This is a genomic window from Butyrivibrio sp. VCB2006 (genome assembly GCF_000420945.1).
Taxonomy (GTDB): domain Bacteria; phylum Bacillota; class Clostridia; order Lachnospirales; family Lachnospiraceae; genus Butyrivibrio.
The window spans coordinates 20,411-37,501 of sequence record NZ_ATVX01000013.1 but is presented as its reverse complement, the minus strand read 5'-3'; the positions used below and the strand labels follow the sequence as shown (position 1 = coordinate 37,501).

Here is a 17,091-nt window from a genome sequence, read left to right as displayed (position 1 = left end):
ACGTCTCCGAAGTTTTCTTATTCAAATAACTCATCTAGAATTAGCCAAGTATACCTTTGCTTTATGTGCTTCCTGCCAAATGGTTGAACTGATAACAGTTACTTCATATGTATCAAAACCACTAAATGAGCCCAAGTCTATTGATTTGTTGCACGATCCGCTACCAAGAAGTTGATTATCCTCATCATAAACATTAACTTTCATGTACAAGTTATCAGAAACCACTTTGGGATTCCCGGCAATTTCAATATAAAACTTTGCAGCATGTCCGCCTAAGCAATCCGCAAATGAGGCCCCCGTACCTGTAACTTCCAATCCGTACTTATCGAACGTACTTTGAATGGTCTCAATGTTGCTACGAAGTCTTTTTGCATTTCCTTCATATTGTTCTAAATCTGCCATGTTTTATACCTCCTTTGAAAAACAGTTATAGTTTCAATACCAAATAATAAACATTGAGTAATATGTTATTGAACTGCATCCCGCACAAAATCCTGTAGAATCTTTGCTGACGGATAATTAGACATGGACGCAATGCCATTAACAAGCTCAATAGGATATAATGCACCTTCATATTTTCTGCTCACTAATGCCGGTAAAGTAGCTAAGATCCTCTGAAGGCCGATAATATCCGTACTGGTAGGATATGAATCTGCTCTATCATAGCCACCAGTAGTCATATTCAGGACCATATGGGTATTCTCATCGAGATATACAAAAACCTTCTCTCCCCAGTTTGTTCTTAAGCCATAAGGATTTCCACGATCTGGGGCGCGCTGAATAACACGCCTAATATAGCCGTGACTTAAAACAGCATATTTTATGTTTCCAGGATCTGGCTTTACAAACCTTGAACAAAGGGACAGATATTCAAAAAAGGATCCTGACTTTTCACTTCCAATAATATGAATAGGCCTTCCCTGATTCTTTGCATAATTAAGAAATTCTCTGATGTTTGGTACAAGCTTAGAGTACTGTCCGTTCAAAGTCATTGGCCCATCTTTTATGAAAAGCGTATCGCTTATAAGCGTGGTATCTTTGTTTGCCCACTGTAGCCTGATAACAGTAAATAGCATCAGCATTTCCATAATAAGCATATAATGTGATGCTACAGAATCCGATGCATTTTCTTCATTCATATCAAGATGAAAGCCTATCATATCAGTCAAAAGCACTTCTTTATGACAATGCGGACAAACTCCAGTATCCTGATCATAGGGAATTCCATTTTCAATAACCTTTGAGCAATGCGGACACTCAAAGCTTAGAGAATTATTCTTCTGACCATCCCACTTCTTGTAGGCAAGCCACTTGAGGGTTTCGAAATACTGACCATTCTCATCCGTTCTCATGGAATCATAAATAACATGCCTAACAGTATCGTATATATTTCCTTTATCACTCTTGAGATTCCTAAGTGGGAATACAGTAGCATGAAAAAGCGCACTATCCTTCATGATTTCCTGAAGTTTAAGCGGATGAGGATATTCCTTATCTATAGCCGCTATCTTTCCTTGCTCTACTGTCATCAGAGCAGTCTTAACAAAAGCCAGCTCTTTATGGTTTTCTTCTACAGAAACATAGGAACCATCAGCTGCCCAAATATGATTTAACGGCTGCGCGCTACTTGGATCAAAATTCTCCCATATATCATTTTCATAGTTATCTGCATTATCAACATCATTAGTTTCGAAGTCCTTTAAGAGAGACTGGACCCATTCACTTTCAATAACATTCAGATGTCCAAGCTTGGATGCAGATTCAAAAGGTAACCTTCCTCCAGAAGAATATGCCATGTGTTATTCTCCTCTCTTGGGACTATAAAGTTTAGCCTGAACAGGGATGATGAATCGGTTAGACATGGTAAGCATTCTCATATATCCTGGTGTCTTTGCTCGCAAAATATCCTCTTCTACTCCATCAAAGGCTATTTGTGTTTTTGTCAAAGCACTTGTTTCGCTAGTAGAAGCAAGATGTCCAACGAAAAAATTCTCTGTCTGGACCAGTAGCTCTTGGCTTATTGTAGAAGGAGACTGTGTAGAATAAACCATTCCAATATGGAATTTAGCACCCTCTTTGGCGAACCTGGAATAAACATCTTTATTATCCTTTGCATGTGGCGGGAATAGGTTATGCGCTTCTTCAAAATACAGTTCAATATAATTATCGCCTAAACCGTTGCTAACAAACTTTGTCTCTTGCTCTCTAAACACAGCCATGGAAAGAAGATCTGAAAAATACTGTCTTATGCTGTCATTAGCATTACCAAGATCCAATATTACTGTCTTACCATCATTGAGTGATGCAATTATATCCTTTACAAAATCACCAGCTTTTTCTGAATGATACATTTTAAACTGTGAAAGCATAGCTGGACCTCTTCCGGACTTAGGGAACAGGAATTCAAGTAATAAAATGTCATCCTTTTCAAAAACCTCTTTGCCAAAAGCAGCCTTCTGATCCTCATTATTTTCACGATAACATCTCATGAATTCTCTAAATTCATCTACCATTCCTTCAAGAGAAGGCACTCTATCGGGCACACTAGATCCATAAACCTTTTTCCTTATCTCATCACTAAAATGTGGATCTAACGCTTTAACATTATTGGTATTCATAAAACGAAGAGTTCTTAGCTTACCTTCATCTGCTGAAAATCCAGCTTCTCTTAAAATCGCCCAATAAATCTGGATTCTACGAATAGCATGGATTTTTTCTCGCATATCCATCTCATCCATTTCTTCCGGAGTAGGCAATACAACGCTTGCAAATGAAGTAACATAAATTGCACTCCTTCCAGCATTGCTTAGCAAAGTACCCAAAATATCTTTACAAGAGCTTGCATTTTCATAAAAATTCAATTTTAACTGTTTTGACGGAGTGTTTGGGCGCTGAGTAAGCGCATAGACTTCACAGCGCTCAGGATTAGCAGAACGTAAAGAAACATTATCCTGATCACTGTCGTTGGCATATTCTCCATTTATATCGAAAATCAATTGGCCTACATTTTTCGTTTCTTTTGTAGCATCTAACATGCCTTGTGCAATAAGCTTAACTACGTTTGACTTACCAAGCCTGGTCTTACCAAACATAGCTGTTCTACATCCCATAAAATCCCGCATAGAAATCTTAACAGGGATATTGCCGCTTTCTTGACGGTTCACACCAAACATACACTCCATAGTACGAAGATGTCCAATTTCTTCCTGGAGCTCATTTTTAACAGTACCGTTAACTATAAGATTCAATAGTTCTTCATCTGGAGCATATACTTCGTAGCGGTGAGCACTAACAACGTTATTAACATCACCAGAAAATGCAAGTTTGTTCACATTGTTTGGATCTGCATAGAACATACCAAGTGTATCGCAGCGCAGTGATCCCCACTGAAGATCTGCTTGGGTCCAAATATCTAACTCTGGCATGGATCTCTTATGCATCTCGAAGTATGTCTGCTGAACTTGCTGTGAAAGTGGGGTTGCGCATATCTCTTTAACTCTAAGAAGCGTAAAATGTGGCTGTACCTTATCAAAATTGGCTGGCACAAGTATCAAGAAGGATCCTCGAGGAATTCCTCCTACAGCAATCTTATATGTATCATTGGTAATTATCTGCGCACTCTCATAGCTAATATCGAGCACGTAGCCAACAAACCTCCAATGCTCAACATCCCCAATACTCTTATACTGATTCTGCTTGTCGATGAATTCCTTCACCTTTCTGATAGGATTATTCTGGATGCTGGAATTATCAACCAAATCTACGATGCTTGCCATAGTTACCCTCCTATAAGTTCGCACTCACTATAAGTTCTGAATACTGTTTTCTGCCTTCTTTTTTCCCTGAAATACTGCTATATCTTGATACCTCTTCTAACACAAACCCTTCTTTGTTTTCATATAATTCCCTGACCGACTTATGATTAACATTGGTCATAAGGATCTTTACCCCTCGTTCTTTAGCCCTATCCAAAGCATTAGCCAGCCTAATTTGATCTTCCCAATCAAAAAGATTCTTTGAATACCTGACAAAACTCTGCTCTTCTTTTATTGCATAAGGTGGGTCACAAAAAAGAAAATCTTCCTCCATTGCTCTATCTATTGTTTCCTCGAAATCGCAACAGTACAGCTCTGCATTCTTTAACAATTCTGATCGTTCCTCAAAGTGCTCTAGTCCTGTAAATACGGTATTCTTCGAGCCACGTGGCACATTGAATACACCACTATTATTTACTCGATAGATTCCATTGAAACATGTCCTGTTAAGATAAATCATCCTCGCTGCTACATGACAGATTTCTCTCGGCTTCTGGCCGCGTACCTCATAGTAGTATGCATCATTATGCTTTCTGGAATGAACCTTTAGAATCTTATTTAATTTCTTCCAATCCGTTTTTATGGCCTTATAAGTTGTAATCAGCTCACTGTTAACATCACTAAGTATTGCTTCCCTAGGTTCCATGTAGAAGTACACAGACCCTCCTCCAAGAAAAGGGTCTATGTATCTGTTATAATCCTTAGGAAGCCGATTACTCTGATGTCTGACAAACCACTTCTTACCCCCAGGCCACATCAAAAAAGTGTTTTCCATTTATAAACCCATGTAATAGATTTGCTATCATCACACCTTCCTGTGATATGCATCAATACCCAGAATTACCATTCATGATATCGCTTCCCTTAAGAAGTTCATATTTCATAGAACTTTCCACTGCAATCTCTTCTGCTGCAGCCTCCTTCGCCTTGACCACAGGATCATCCACCATATGATCCCCCTTAACCTCAAGAATTACATAACTACCATCATCCAGCTGAATTAGGAAATCAGGGTAATACTTTCTCAATCGATTTGACTCAGGATCTATATACGGGACATAAAAATCTGTCTGATCAGCTGTAAACATTCCTGTAAAATATGTTTCCTTAACATGCTGATTCTTCAATAGTTGTAAGAAAAGCTGCAATTCTGGTTTAGAATCAAATACATATGTATCTGCATGGAAACTTTTTCCTTTATTATTCATAACTATAGAATCAGTAGAATCCATAGTTACTATCAAGTCTTCGTTTCCACTAAACTCATAGCATCCACCCTCTTTTGGTTTTTTCAACAATTGTACATCAGCGTCAACTTTAACTATATTTTTACTAACCTTATATAGAGTCTCAAATATTCTAGGAACAATTCTGTCATAAATTATCTCATTATGATCATTAACACACGCAAGTAATGCATCTATTCCTTCTTTAGATTCTCTGAGCATTCTTGCAATTTGTGAGCATTTCACATCTGGAAAATACTTTGTAACTTCAGCAGCTAAAGATATTTCTGTATGTTTCATACTGTCTATCATATAGTTTGCGTCACTTTCCTTTATGACAGAAGCTGTATTCAATCCCTCCTTAACATATTTTTTGGCATCGTATTTATCAACTTCTATATTTCTAATCTCAAAATCAATCTGCTGATCATAATCTCTTTCTTCTACAGAATACTCGTAACGAAGACGATGCATTTTAATTGTTCTAGGAGGTTCCGTAACCCTTACAGTAACCCTTTTTCGTTTGTTATCTGTCTTATGTTTTATTTCTTCTATACTTGTCCTAAAATTCTTCTTTAACTCATCGTCAAGAATGTCCATGTTTTCTTTTGACAGATAAACTGTTGCTGTCTGCTGTTCATCAGTTATTTTTCGCAAACAACGCATAGTAGCTTGCAGCACAAAAACAGTCGACTTTGGACTTCTGAATAAAGCCACACTAAATAGTGATCGACAATTCCATCCTTCTCTGCCCTTATTCACTAGTAAAATAAACTGCTTCTTACTCCCAACTGTATTTAGCACATCTAAATTGTTGAAGTCCCTTATATCCTCGTCTTTCGTGAGCTTGCTATCTCCTACATTAACCAATATGGTATCTAAAGATACCCCCAATTTAGATAACACATCCTCAACTACAGGCTTAATTTCTTCAGTAACTTCCTCTATTTCAGCTCCAAATATTGCCATCTTTGCTGGCAATCCTTCGTATGTTTTACCGCCATACTTCCCCCAAAAGTCTCGTATGGCTTCTTCTAAAAATGCTTTATTCTTTACATTTTGATAACCGATTATACTTGTATCTTTTAAGAATCTGTTTGCAATTGCCTCCTGGAGTCCATACGCATAAACAACTTCAGGCAGTATTTTATTATCTACATATGGCGTTCCAGTGTAGTTATAACATGCAACAATCTTACTTCCATGTGACGCAAGTTCTTTAGCAAGCTCATTAACAGTAGTTCTCAAACTAGTGCTCTTACCGCTTTCATGAATTGCTTTTTCAAGATCAGACCCAAACATATGATGCGCTTCATCTATGTATATTCCCATTTGATTTAAACGCGTCAGTTTCTCGAATCGCTGATTAGACATTAAGTCATTATCATTCGTTATCGCATGAAGCATATTCAAAACTTCGTCTAATTCCGTCTGGCCAGTGGCTTCTTCTTCAAACAGTTTATCTACAGCAGATTTTTCCTTGCGTTGAGTTTTAAGAATAATCTTCTGAGTATTAGATATAACGATATTGAACATTGAACCATCCAATGTATTTAAAGTGGTTCCAGTATCTTCCAAAAAGTGTACTTTTATATTTGCATCAAGAATATTAATATATTCCGGCGGAACCACCTTGCTTTTATCAAAAGTAACAATTTCCTTTAAAGACTGTAATACCGTTTTATCCGGAGCAAACACTAATGCGTTATGGCAGTACTTTTCATCTTTAGGCCATTTTGAAGCCAATAAAAACTCATAAAAAATACATGTTGCCATTAAAATTGTCTTTCCCAACCCCATTGTCAGCGCATAAATGTAGTTAGGATAATCTTCTGCATATTTTTTGATTTGCAAGAAATACTCATGATACTGCTTTGGAGACCATACATCATATAACGTTAACTGCCCAGCATCATCATAAAATCTTCTGTCAGCAAACACTCCATTTCTCTTAGACCAGTCATCAAAAATCTGGTACATTTGCTGATTATTCATGAACTCTTTTATAAATACATACATCTCAAGCGCTTCGAACTGTGGACGTCTCAAGAATGCATCAGGATTCTTCTCGCTATCATTATAATCTAGATACTTCTTCGTAATTTCTCTGTATCTATTACGGATTATGCCTTTATTATCCAAATAAAAATCTCTTAAAAACTTAAAAAAGGCAAATTCTATACTTGATTCCTTTTTAGCCACTTTTATACCTCCAACTCAAGAGATTCTGATAACAAGTCTGTAATTTTGATTCTTATTCGTTTAGCATCAGCTGGAATAGTGTATATTCCTTTCACTAACTCATCTTTATCTGGAATGTCTGACACAGTTGGCCTCAAAACATCTCCATCATAATTCCAATCTACAAAAATAGATTCAACCAATTGCCTCCAATCTTCAACTGCTTCCTTCTGCATACTCAATTTCTGCAAAAGATTCATAGGATAAAACTCCTTCACCACAAGCTCTCCATTTTCCTTTTCCACTATTGCATCAGAATCTCTCTTAAATTGTAAATCTGCCTTATCCTTCAAGATGTCAACAATATCAATATCTAACTTATAGACAGATAAATCTTGTTCTAAAGCTGCCTTTAGATCCGCCTCATGTCCCATGCAAATAATTCTTATTCTTTCTACAGGATCATTAGGGTTTTCTTCTTTCCTTTTCTCAAATGTCTTATATGGAAGATTTGATTTTAGTTCTTCTAGATCTGCTTTTGTTGCAATTCTATTCGTTGGCATAATCTTAACCATATAACCATCAAGCTCACCATCATAAATCGTAGAACTATCAAATTTTTGAACTCCTAACGCATCCATAATAAGAGCCTTAGCTTCTACAGGATTTCTAAAGAAATCATAGTTATTGACATTATATACTTCGAATCCGCCATCTATATTGGCACTGTTTTTTATCTCTAAGAGTCGTTTAGTAGTTATTTGTACTGATGCTAAATTAATATCTGCTCCAATGAATCTTCTTCCTAATTTCATTGCTACAGCTGGAGTTGTTCCAGATCCCATAAAACAATCAAATACCAGTCCATTTTCTGGACATGAAGCAAGAATTATTTTCTCCAGTAGTTTTTCAGGTTTTTGAGTTGGATATCCAACTCTCTCAGTCTGGTCATGCATATTTATATGTTGCACATCCCATACATCCCTTGGATTAACCCATACACATGTATTACCATCTTCATCTATAAACTGTTCCGTATTGGGATTATATCCTTTGGACTTATCAACGATTGCTTTCTCTTTTACATTGTTATAATAATAGTTTTGCGTCTTACTGTATAAGAATATGGTATCGTGTTTCCTATTAAAGTACTTATTAGTACTTCCACCGGTTTTATAATGCCATATAATTTCATTCAAAAAGCACTCTTTGCCAAACACCTCATCAAGGATAAGCCTCAAATAAGCGCAAACTCTATAATCACAATGTACGTATATGCATCCACTATCAGATAACAGCTCCTTCATCAACACAAGTCGCTCATACATAAATTGCAAGTACGCATCATTAGTCCAGATATCGCCATACTGTTTTTCCTCAAACATATTAGTATCACTAAACGCACTTTTTTTCTTAATTTCTATTTTCTTTTTATAATCAGCCCCACTAGCAAATGGTGGATCAATATATATCAAATCTACTTTTCCACGATAATCCTTAAGCATATGGCTCATAACTTGAAGATTATCACCCCAGAATATTTTATTCATCCATCCACTATTGTCGGTTCCAAATGATTCCTTCAATTGAGCAGGATAATACTGTGTAGACGTATAGGGTCGTTTACCAGTCCAATGCAACTCCGGATATCCTTTTATAGTCTTCTTGCTTGCAAATTCAAAAGTCATTTGTTCTGCCATTTTTAGCAATCTCCTTTTCTCTTACAATAATGTCTCATATCACAGTTAGCACATAGCTTTTTGTCATTAGCCCTGCTACTAAAATCTTTGTTCTGTATCTTAGATACAACTTCATCAAATTCCTTTATTGTTTCATCTATTTTTTCTGGTGACTTATCAAATGAAACTGTTGGGACTCCATTTTCCTCCCCTGTGTAGTAAAGATGCATCTTGCTGACTCTCTTACCAGTTTTTTCTTCGATAAGATGTGCATATACTTCCAATTGTTTCCTATATTTGTTAAGTTGTTCTGATTCAATAATCAAATCTGGTTTTTTTTCCGATTTGAAATCAACAATCTCAACTGTGTCACCCTCTCCGCGAATCAAATCCACTTTTCCCAACAGAATATAATCCGGCTTAACTAAACTCACCTCAACTTCTGCATCCTGAATAAGGCCCCACTTATCTTTATTATTCTCTGCATAACGTATAACCTGATCATAGGCTGAATCCAATTGTCCCGGTCCCAGATATGAATGTTCACTCTTGGAGAGTGTTGAATAATTTGCATCAAACCATTCTCGTATAGATTCTGGATTGATCGTGTCCTCCTCATGACGCATTGCTGCCCTATGAACATCTTCGATAGTTTCATGTACAAGTGTTCCGAACAATGTTGCGCCAACTCTAACCTGCGTAAATCCAAGTTCTTTAAATATCTTATATTGAAGGGCACAATTCTCATATAAGGCTATGTGTGAAGTAAAGGAATAAGTATCCTTTATATTTACCGGCTTTACCTTCTCTAATTTCAAGCCATTTAAATCAGCATCTTCATAATATGGAAGCTTTCCATAACATTCTTCAAAATACTTGCTTGGTGTTTGACCTCTACCACTTTTTTCACAACAACTAAGTACCAATAAGTTCTGAGCCCTCGAAAAGGCTGTATAATAAAGCCTCCAAAAATCAAAGAATTTAATATCGTCACGTGTTTCAAATGCTTCTCGATGAAAATATCGGGTCTCAATATCCTCCAACAATTGATTGTTGTCACTTCTAGGTGTACCGTTTAAAGAGTCTACTATTACAATCGGAAATTCCATTCCTTTTGACTGATGAATAGTCATGAATGAAACACATCCACTTGGTGCATATTCTGAATCATCTTCATATTCCGTTATTCCTCCATCAAAGAGAAATCTAAAATAATGATTGAAAAAACCGCTCACACCACTATCAATATTTTTTTCAGTAAAGACATCAATTCTATGAAGATATTCATACTTACCCAATACTGACGTAAGCATAGACAAGTTTCGTGCCGGACGTTCATCTGTAACGCCGGATTTCATATCAATATCTAAGTATGAAGAAAATGGCTCAAACTGAAATAGCTGATAAAGCAAACCAACAAATGCATAATCTGTATTTCCTTGTGACAACTTACCATGCGCTATCATCTTTTCTGCTATCCATCTTCCTAACGAGTCTTTGTGCGTAGTAATCAGTTCCTTCGCAGCATGGATACATTCACCGTCATAGTAGTCGTATAGTTCAGCAAAATTGTAATCAAAATCTCTAGCTTGCAATTTTCTAAGATATTCTGGAAAGCAGAGCATTAAACATCCTATTGCCTCTTTAATTTCTTTTCTACTAAAGAACATATCAGATCTCGGCGAATATATTTTTATTCCCTTTTCTTCTAAATATTCTATTAGTCTAATAATTCGATCATTCTTTACAGATCTACACAAAAAAGCAATCTGATTGTAATCTAATAAAATATTTTTCTTCTTTAAATCACAGATAAATCTATAAACAGCTTCATACCAGTCATCTTCAATTTCTTGGCCTGAACACCTTATTACAGACGTGCCTTCTCGGTAATTATCTTTTCCAGGAACGATTTCTTTGGGGAATCTAAAATTCCTCCACAAGAAATCATATTTTCTCCCGTCAGTAGTACTCATCCAGGTATTATAAAAATCTATGATTTCCTTTTCCGATCTATAATTTGTTACAAGCTTTACTTGTTTACACTTGCCATTTTTAAAATGCCCCGGAAACTCCAAGATATTTCTTATGGTTGCGCCTCGAAATCTATATAGACCTTGATCATCATCGCCGACCACGCAAATATTCTGAGCACTTCCTGCAATCAAAAACACCAACAATTCCTGTATATAGTTAGTATCTTGATACTCATCAACCATGACATATTTTATTTTTTCATGTAATCCCGCCAAAATATCTGGATGTTCATTCAATAACTTATAGGTCTCTGTTTGGATACTAGAAAAGTCTATAAGATTTTCGTCTTCCATTATTATCTGATACTGCTCAATAATATTAGCAATAGCAACAACCTCTTCATTGCCATCACTTTGCATCTGTTCAATATCAACTAATTCTTCAGCAAGATTATTAACATATTTTACTATCTTGCCAGCCTGCTTCCATGCACCTTCGCCATCATCAAATATTGCATCATAACAAGGCAATTGTCGAAATTTGCTAATTCTTTGAAATACCATATACTGTTGGTCAAACTGATCCAGCATTCTATAGTTCTTTTTTATCCTTGTGTATTCCAAATGATCCTTAAGAATACGCAAACAAATAGAGTGAAATGTTCCAATGTACATCTCATTCAAATTCAATGATATTCCCAATTCATAGAGTTCATTTGTAATACGTGTTACTAACTCTTTTGCAGCCTTCTCAGTAAAGGTCGCAACCATAATTTCCTCGGGAGCAATGTTCTTCTCTGTAATTAAATAAACTATTCGTTTAACCAGAGTATATGTTTTTCCCGTTCCAGGGCCAGCAATAATAAGCAATGGTCCGTCAGTCGATGATATCGCAATTCTTTGTTCATCATTCGCATTGCCAAAGTCAAATGCCATAAGATCATCCTCCTACATAATGGAATGATATTGAGCCAATAGATTCTAAACTAACAGGTTTTCTCAAGCCTTTTCCGAATGCGTCGAGGATCCTCGGGCTTTTCCGCTGTCTCTGGGATAAGCCACATTTTCCCTCGTATCACTGCTCCTTCGATTCTTCCTTGTTTGCAGTAAATGGCTACTCTTCGCTGTGAAACCCCCCATTTTTCTGCACATTCTGCTGATGTTAAGTACTCCATAAAAAGTCCTCCAAAAGCGAACAAAGCGACAATTATATTTTAGTCGTTCACGCGAACACTTTCAATGAATAATAGTCTGTTCTTACTGAACTTTTATGGAATATTTATCGCATTTTTATATCACGAATTGATGTTCTGAATTTCGTTTAATTACCGTCCAGTTCATCTTCAAATTCCAGCCAGGCAAGCAATCTGTCCTCTTCTCTTTCCCTCCGAAGCTCATCCTGGCGACGATCAAACTCTCTTCGTTCCTTTTTGCTCATATTGCTGGTAAGATCCTTGTACTGCTTATCTGTTAATCTGACGTCCTTATCTCTTTTCCCAAAGAACATATCCTTTTCCTCTCTTTCTTCATTCGAACTTGTCCAATAATTTCAGTTTCTTTTCCTTGCTGCTGATCCTATCAAGCAGATGCTGAATCAGCTCCTGTAGTAATACTGTAATTGTCAGCAGAAGGGCTAACACTGTAGCTGCCACTTTCAATAAGAACCTTTTTATCTTAATCTGGTTTTTTTTCTTGTTTTTCAGATAGTGTCGTATGGCAACAATGATGATTGCTAGTAAGAGTTCAAAAAAAGCCAACATTGGATCACCACCTTCCTGTGAAGGGCACAGAGCGGGAAATGATATATGATCATCCCCCGCCCCAACTATGAATCTGTTAATCTATATCCCCATACCATCCAGGAAGCGTATAGCCATTCTCTCCTTCTGGAAGTCCTATCACATGAAGTTCATCTGCTGAATAAACCCATCCTTTACCTGAACCGGAGTCGCCGGATGAATAAGTTCCATCTACATCCCCATAGTAGCCTGGCTTGGTATACCCATTAGAACCTTCAGGAAGTCCAATGACATGCAATTCGTCTGCTGAATAAACCCATCCTTTACCTGAAGTGGTTGCACCGGAACTTCCTCCTGCATAGCTACCTGAACCGCTACCGCTTGTAGATTTATGATTGGGTACTCTTCCCTCGCCATACTTACCAGCAGCTTTGATTGCCTCCGGGGTGAGATTCCCATCAGCCTCAAGTTCATCCAACCACTTCTCAGTAAACTCTTTTTCCTGCTGTTCTCTCTTAGCCTTCATCTTTTCGTAATGAGCCTTGAGATCAAAACCAGAGGCATTGACTGTTATACTGGAGAATCCGACCATCAATCCGACTGCAGCTATTGTTGACAAAACCATAATTATCTTTTTCATAGATTTACCTATACCTTTCGATCAACTACAACTGTTGCTTCCCCGACAATTCTTTTCACTAATCCAGCTCTCCATCCCTCCTGCAGAAATCATAGAATTCACAGGTCACGCAGAAATGTTTGCAAAACTTATTGTTACGATGTATGCATTTTTTTATCCAGTAGATCAGTCGCCCCATATCAACCTCCTCAGAAAATTATTGCAAGCAAAACTCCAAAAGCTATGATTATTCCGATTGTAAACTTAACCATGAACAATGCTATTCTTGCTATGACCACATCGAATTTTGTTATAGGTTGTGGGTGAGTATACAAATAATATCTTGTAGATGCTCTCATTTTCTCTACCATCCTTCCTACACAAAAGGTTATCTGCTTTTCCATGATCTAATAATAAATCTTGACGTGTCCTATAATTACCTCTTAATAAACATAGATAAAATCTGAGCTTAACCACCATGTTTTCTTTTTAGCCCATGCAACCCGCACAAAATCTGAGTTTTGAGAAGCATAAAAAATGAGAGCAGTGCAAAACCGCTCCCAGTCTAAAAATTACTCTCTTGTTATATTAGTATTAAAGCGTTCTACCTCTTCAGGTGTAAGGTCCGCAGGAGCCTTACCATGTTCATCAGCATATCGGCATAACGCTCTAATATCAATTCCCAAATCTGCTTGGTTTTTATATGGTGGATACTTCTTAATATATTCAAGAATCGAATCTCTTCTAGCCTTTCTTTCACTATCTTTCATAGCACAAGTCTCCTCTACACATATTTAACTTTAGCCTATCATCTCCTCACAAGTAAACCAATTATGCCAATTTTTGAGGTTCCAAAACATAAGTATAAAGAAAAAACTGGGGCAGCCGAAGCTGCCCCAATCCTCAAATAGCCATATCGTTCCTGCCTGTGATCTTGATTTCGTGCTTGTATCTATCACCGACATTATCCTTGTTACCTTTGAGCTTCTCCAGAATAGATTCCTTCAAGGACTTAACGTCTCTTGGCTTAACCGTATCTTCATCCTTAAAAGGAGTATCCTCTGATGCTTTCTCTGTTTCGCCTTTCTCTGCCGCCTTAATACCCTGGATTTTCTCATCAACATTACTGATGATCTCATAAGCTGCCTTGCTGATTCTGTTCAGGGAACTTCTGATGTTTTTCAGTTCTCCCTTCATCTGATCTGTAGCGTTATCAAAGCTGAACTCTGCCGTACCAACTCCATAATGTTTACAGATGATATATGCCACGGAATACTTCTCCAGGTCACTTGTGACTTTGTCCTTTGCCATATTCATGACAGCATCCTTGATGTCATCATATTCACAAGGAACACCTGTCATTATCTCGAAGGCCTGCTTAAAGCGTGCCACATCATCAACCGACTTATCGAGTTCATCTGTAATAAATGACGGAAGCTGTTTTCCATGAGTATCACTGACATCAAACATGGAAATTACCTTAAAGTTGGTGAATTCTTTCTCCACCACTGCAGGCGAATCCAGCGTACCGCTCTCCCCCGGAACCTCAACCATCTTCTTAACCTTCACAGGCTTAATGAAATCAATTCCCTTGGAGCCCTTGTTGATGCTTCTACCAAATTTCTCTTTCCAGTCATCGAAGCTGGCAATGAATGTTGCATCCGGTCTCTGCATCGCAATAAGCGCTGCATTGTTCACACTGTAGTTTTTGAACTTTGCCATGGAATCAAGAACAGCAGCATACTTATCAGGTGTCATATCAGACATCCAATTATCACGTTTCTCTGAGACTTCATCAATCTTAAAAGGTACTGCTACTGATTTGTCATACATTCTCTAATCCCCCTTTTAGTGAAAAGGCATTTCCTCATCAATCTCCGGAACTGCATCAGAGCCTGCTGCCTTTTTGCTCTCTGCAAACTCCTGGTCTTCCACTATTACATCTGTGGTGTAGACCTTCTGGCCCTCCTTGTTGGTATAGCTTCCGGTCTGAATCCTACCAGTGACAATGATCTTTATGCCCTTTGTCAGGTATTTCTCAGCAAACTCTGCTCCTTTGCCAAATACTGTGCAGTTGATGAAGTCTGCTGCCTGATCACTGTCTTTCTTAACTCTCCTGTCCACAGCCAAAGTGTACTTTGCAAAGGCTGTGGAATTCTCATCTGTTGCCGGCCTCACATCAGGATCCTTTGTGAGCCTCCCCATGATTATTACCTTGTTCATACTTAAATCCTCCCTTCAAAAAAGCTTTTTGCTTGCCACATTCGCTAAGTGGCAAGCAGTGACTAGAGATATCTCTAGTCCTTGCCGTGCTTGTTGGGGACAAAGCCCCAAACCCCATTTCTGAGTTTTTCAAACTCAGGCGTCGCTCCTACTTCGTTGGAGCTTGTTCATCCCTCTGCGGGGAATTCTTAAGATCATCACCAAGTAGAGCATCGATATTCTTCTTGGCAATAACGTAGTCCTTCATCTCTTTTTTGGCATTTTGGTATTCCTGATATAGTCTTCTTTTCTCAGAAAGCACCTCACTGTATTCAGCATTCAGTTCCTTCATCTTGGGAATCTTCTCCTTGGGATATTTTGAAAAAGCTTCCTTAGCTGCCTTGTGAATTGTGATTTCTTCCCTGTACTTCTCAAAATACTTTTTGCTGTAACCTGATTTCTTGTAGCCTTCATAAACCTCTTTTGTCTTGGCAAAGCCATAGATGTGTTTTCGCATTTCTGCAATCTGAGAGAGTCTTGCTTCTTTGACCTTTATCTGCTGTGATAATTCGTTAAACAGCCTGCTGGATGAATCTGCTTTTTCAGCCAAGGTCTCATAATCACGAACATCATTTTCCTGAAGGAACAAAAGAGCCTGTGACATCTGCTTCAGGTTGAATATCTTTGCCCATCTTTCATACCCGGGGCCTTTCCCCTGTCGAAGCTTTTCCTCGATATTCACAAGAAGATCAAAATCTCTTTTCCTGTAATCAGAAGAAGTGCTCTGTCTCTGAGTTTCTTTTTCTTTCCACTTTGAAGTTCTACCATCAATCTGAGATTCTCCGGCAATAGTTTTCTCAAGATCCTCTACTGTATATCCTGGGCCAAGAGACCTAAACCTAACAAACCGCTTTTGGTCTTTCCCCCTGATCGATGGATTAGCTCCGGGCTTGATATCATAGCCCATCTCATGCAGCACCTTTAAGAGATCTGCAAAACTTGAAGGATTCTGATAAAGTGCTTTATCAATATCCTCACATACAGTCGCTCTCTTGGTTTTCTTCCAGGGGAATTCAGTTCTTTTTGATCTTTCTGAATAACTCCTGGGCTTAATTACTGACAATCCGTGTTCTAAGCAGATTTCATCACTGAGCTTTTGCAGTGCAATCCCAACTAAAAAGAAATCCTTGAACTTATGGGTACAGTCCAAGGCGGTAGAGTTATAAATGATGTGATTGTGAATATGCTCTCTGTCCGTATGCGTAGCCACAACAAATGCATGATTGCCTTTTGTGAAGCGCATAGCAGTTTCATAGCCAATGGCATTTGCCTGTTCCGGAGTAACTTCCCCAGGCTTAAAACTTTGTCTTATCTGATAAGCAAGAATATCTCCTTGTATCTTTCTCCCGGTTATCCTGAAGTACTCCTTCTTGGAAAGGGCAAATTCTTCCGCAGCAGTTTTGGGATTACATTCATAGGAAGTGATAAATTGGCCGTTCTCAGTTTTATCATCATTCTCAGCATAATCAATTCTGTTGGCAATACTATCGAGGACAGACAATCCTTTGTTCTGATGCATTGTGATAAGTTTTGTCGCAGCCATAATCTCCTCCATTTACTACCTAAAAATTCCAAGAAAATAGGGAGTTACCAT

General features: G+C 37.8%; 15 protein-coding genes. All 15 read right to left on the bottom strand.

The features are described 5' to 3' along the window. Window positions 1-30: 30 nt before the first annotated feature. Window positions 31-402 carry a hypothetical protein gene (locus G613_RS0112550; RefSeq protein ID WP_029232963.1) on the bottom strand — a complete coding sequence of 124 codons (372 nt, stop codon included), beginning with the start codon at window positions 400-402 and terminating at the stop codon, window positions 31-33. A 65-nt stretch (window positions 403-467) separates the two neighbouring features. Next, window positions 468-1,796 (bottom strand): hypothetical protein, encoded by a 1,329-nt coding sequence (locus tag G613_RS0112545; protein WP_029232962.1) that lies wholly within the window; start codon window positions 1,794-1,796, stop codon window positions 468-470. Window positions 1,797-1,799: 3 nt separating this feature from the next. Next, on the bottom strand, window positions 1,800-3,776 hold the full coding sequence (locus G613_RS0112540; protein ID WP_029232961.1) for an ATP-binding protein: 1,977 nt from the start codon (window positions 3,774-3,776) through the stop codon (window positions 1,800-1,802). Between the two features lie 10 nt (window positions 3,777-3,786). Further along, window positions 3,787-4,590, bottom strand: a complete 804-nt coding sequence (locus G613_RS0112535; protein ID WP_029232960.1) for a DNA adenine methylase — start codon at window positions 4,588-4,590, stop codon at window positions 3,787-3,789. A 52-nt stretch (window positions 4,591-4,642) separates the two neighbouring features. Next, window positions 4,643-7,243, bottom strand: a complete 2,601-nt coding sequence (locus G613_RS0112530) for a TnsA endonuclease N-terminal domain-containing protein (protein ID WP_029232959.1) — start codon at window positions 7,241-7,243, stop codon at window positions 4,643-4,645. Between the two features lie 2 nt (window positions 7,244-7,245). Then, window positions 7,246-8,922, bottom strand: coding sequence for a site-specific DNA-methyltransferase (locus G613_RS0112525; protein WP_029232958.1), 1,677 nt, complete (start codon window positions 8,920-8,922; stop codon window positions 7,246-7,248). Window positions 8,923-8,924: 2 nt separating this feature from the next. Then, the gene (locus tag G613_RS0112520; RefSeq protein WP_029232957.1) at window positions 8,925-11,813 is read right to left on the bottom strand and encodes an ATP-dependent helicase; all 2,889 of its coding nucleotides are present in this window, start codon (window positions 11,811-11,813) and stop codon (window positions 8,925-8,927) included. 385 nt (window positions 11,814-12,198) lie between these two features. Further along, window positions 12,199-12,384: a hypothetical protein gene (locus tag G613_RS0112510; RefSeq protein WP_029232955.1), complete on the bottom strand. Its 186-nt coding sequence runs from the start codon at window positions 12,382-12,384 to the stop codon at window positions 12,199-12,201. Between the two features lie 19 nt (window positions 12,385-12,403). Beyond that, the gene (locus G613_RS0112505) at window positions 12,404-12,637 is read right to left on the bottom strand and encodes a hypothetical protein (protein ID WP_029232954.1); all 234 of its coding nucleotides are present in this window, start codon (window positions 12,635-12,637) and stop codon (window positions 12,404-12,406) included. A 76-nt stretch (window positions 12,638-12,713) separates the two neighbouring features. Then, window positions 12,714-13,256: a hypothetical protein gene (locus G613_RS0112500; protein ID WP_155828089.1), complete on the bottom strand. Its 543-nt coding sequence runs from the start codon at window positions 13,254-13,256 to the stop codon at window positions 12,714-12,716. 188 nt (window positions 13,257-13,444) lie between these two features. Further along, entirely contained in the window at window positions 13,445-13,594 is a 150-nt protein-coding gene (locus G613_RS19535) for a hypothetical protein (protein WP_155828088.1), read from the bottom strand. Window positions 13,595-13,807: 213 nt separating this feature from the next. Continuing rightward, a complete protein-coding gene (locus tag G613_RS0112490; protein WP_029232951.1) occupies window positions 13,808-14,005 on the bottom strand; it encodes a hypothetical protein in 198 nt (65 codons plus the stop codon). 133 nt (window positions 14,006-14,138) lie between these two features. Then, window positions 14,139-15,068 carry an ArdC-like ssDNA-binding domain-containing protein gene (locus G613_RS0112485; protein ID WP_029232950.1) on the bottom strand — a complete coding sequence of 310 codons (930 nt, stop codon included), beginning with the start codon at window positions 15,066-15,068 and terminating at the stop codon, window positions 14,139-14,141. Window positions 15,069-15,083: 15 nt separating this feature from the next. Beyond that, on the bottom strand, window positions 15,084-15,458 hold the full coding sequence (locus G613_RS0112480; RefSeq protein WP_029232949.1) for a single-stranded DNA-binding protein: 375 nt from the start codon (window positions 15,456-15,458) through the stop codon (window positions 15,084-15,086). Window positions 15,459-15,606: 148 nt separating this feature from the next. Next, a complete protein-coding gene (locus G613_RS0112475) occupies window positions 15,607-17,040 on the bottom strand; it encodes a relaxase/mobilization nuclease domain-containing protein (RefSeq protein WP_029232948.1) in 1,434 nt (477 codons plus the stop codon). Window positions 17,041-17,091 lie beyond the last annotated feature (51 nt).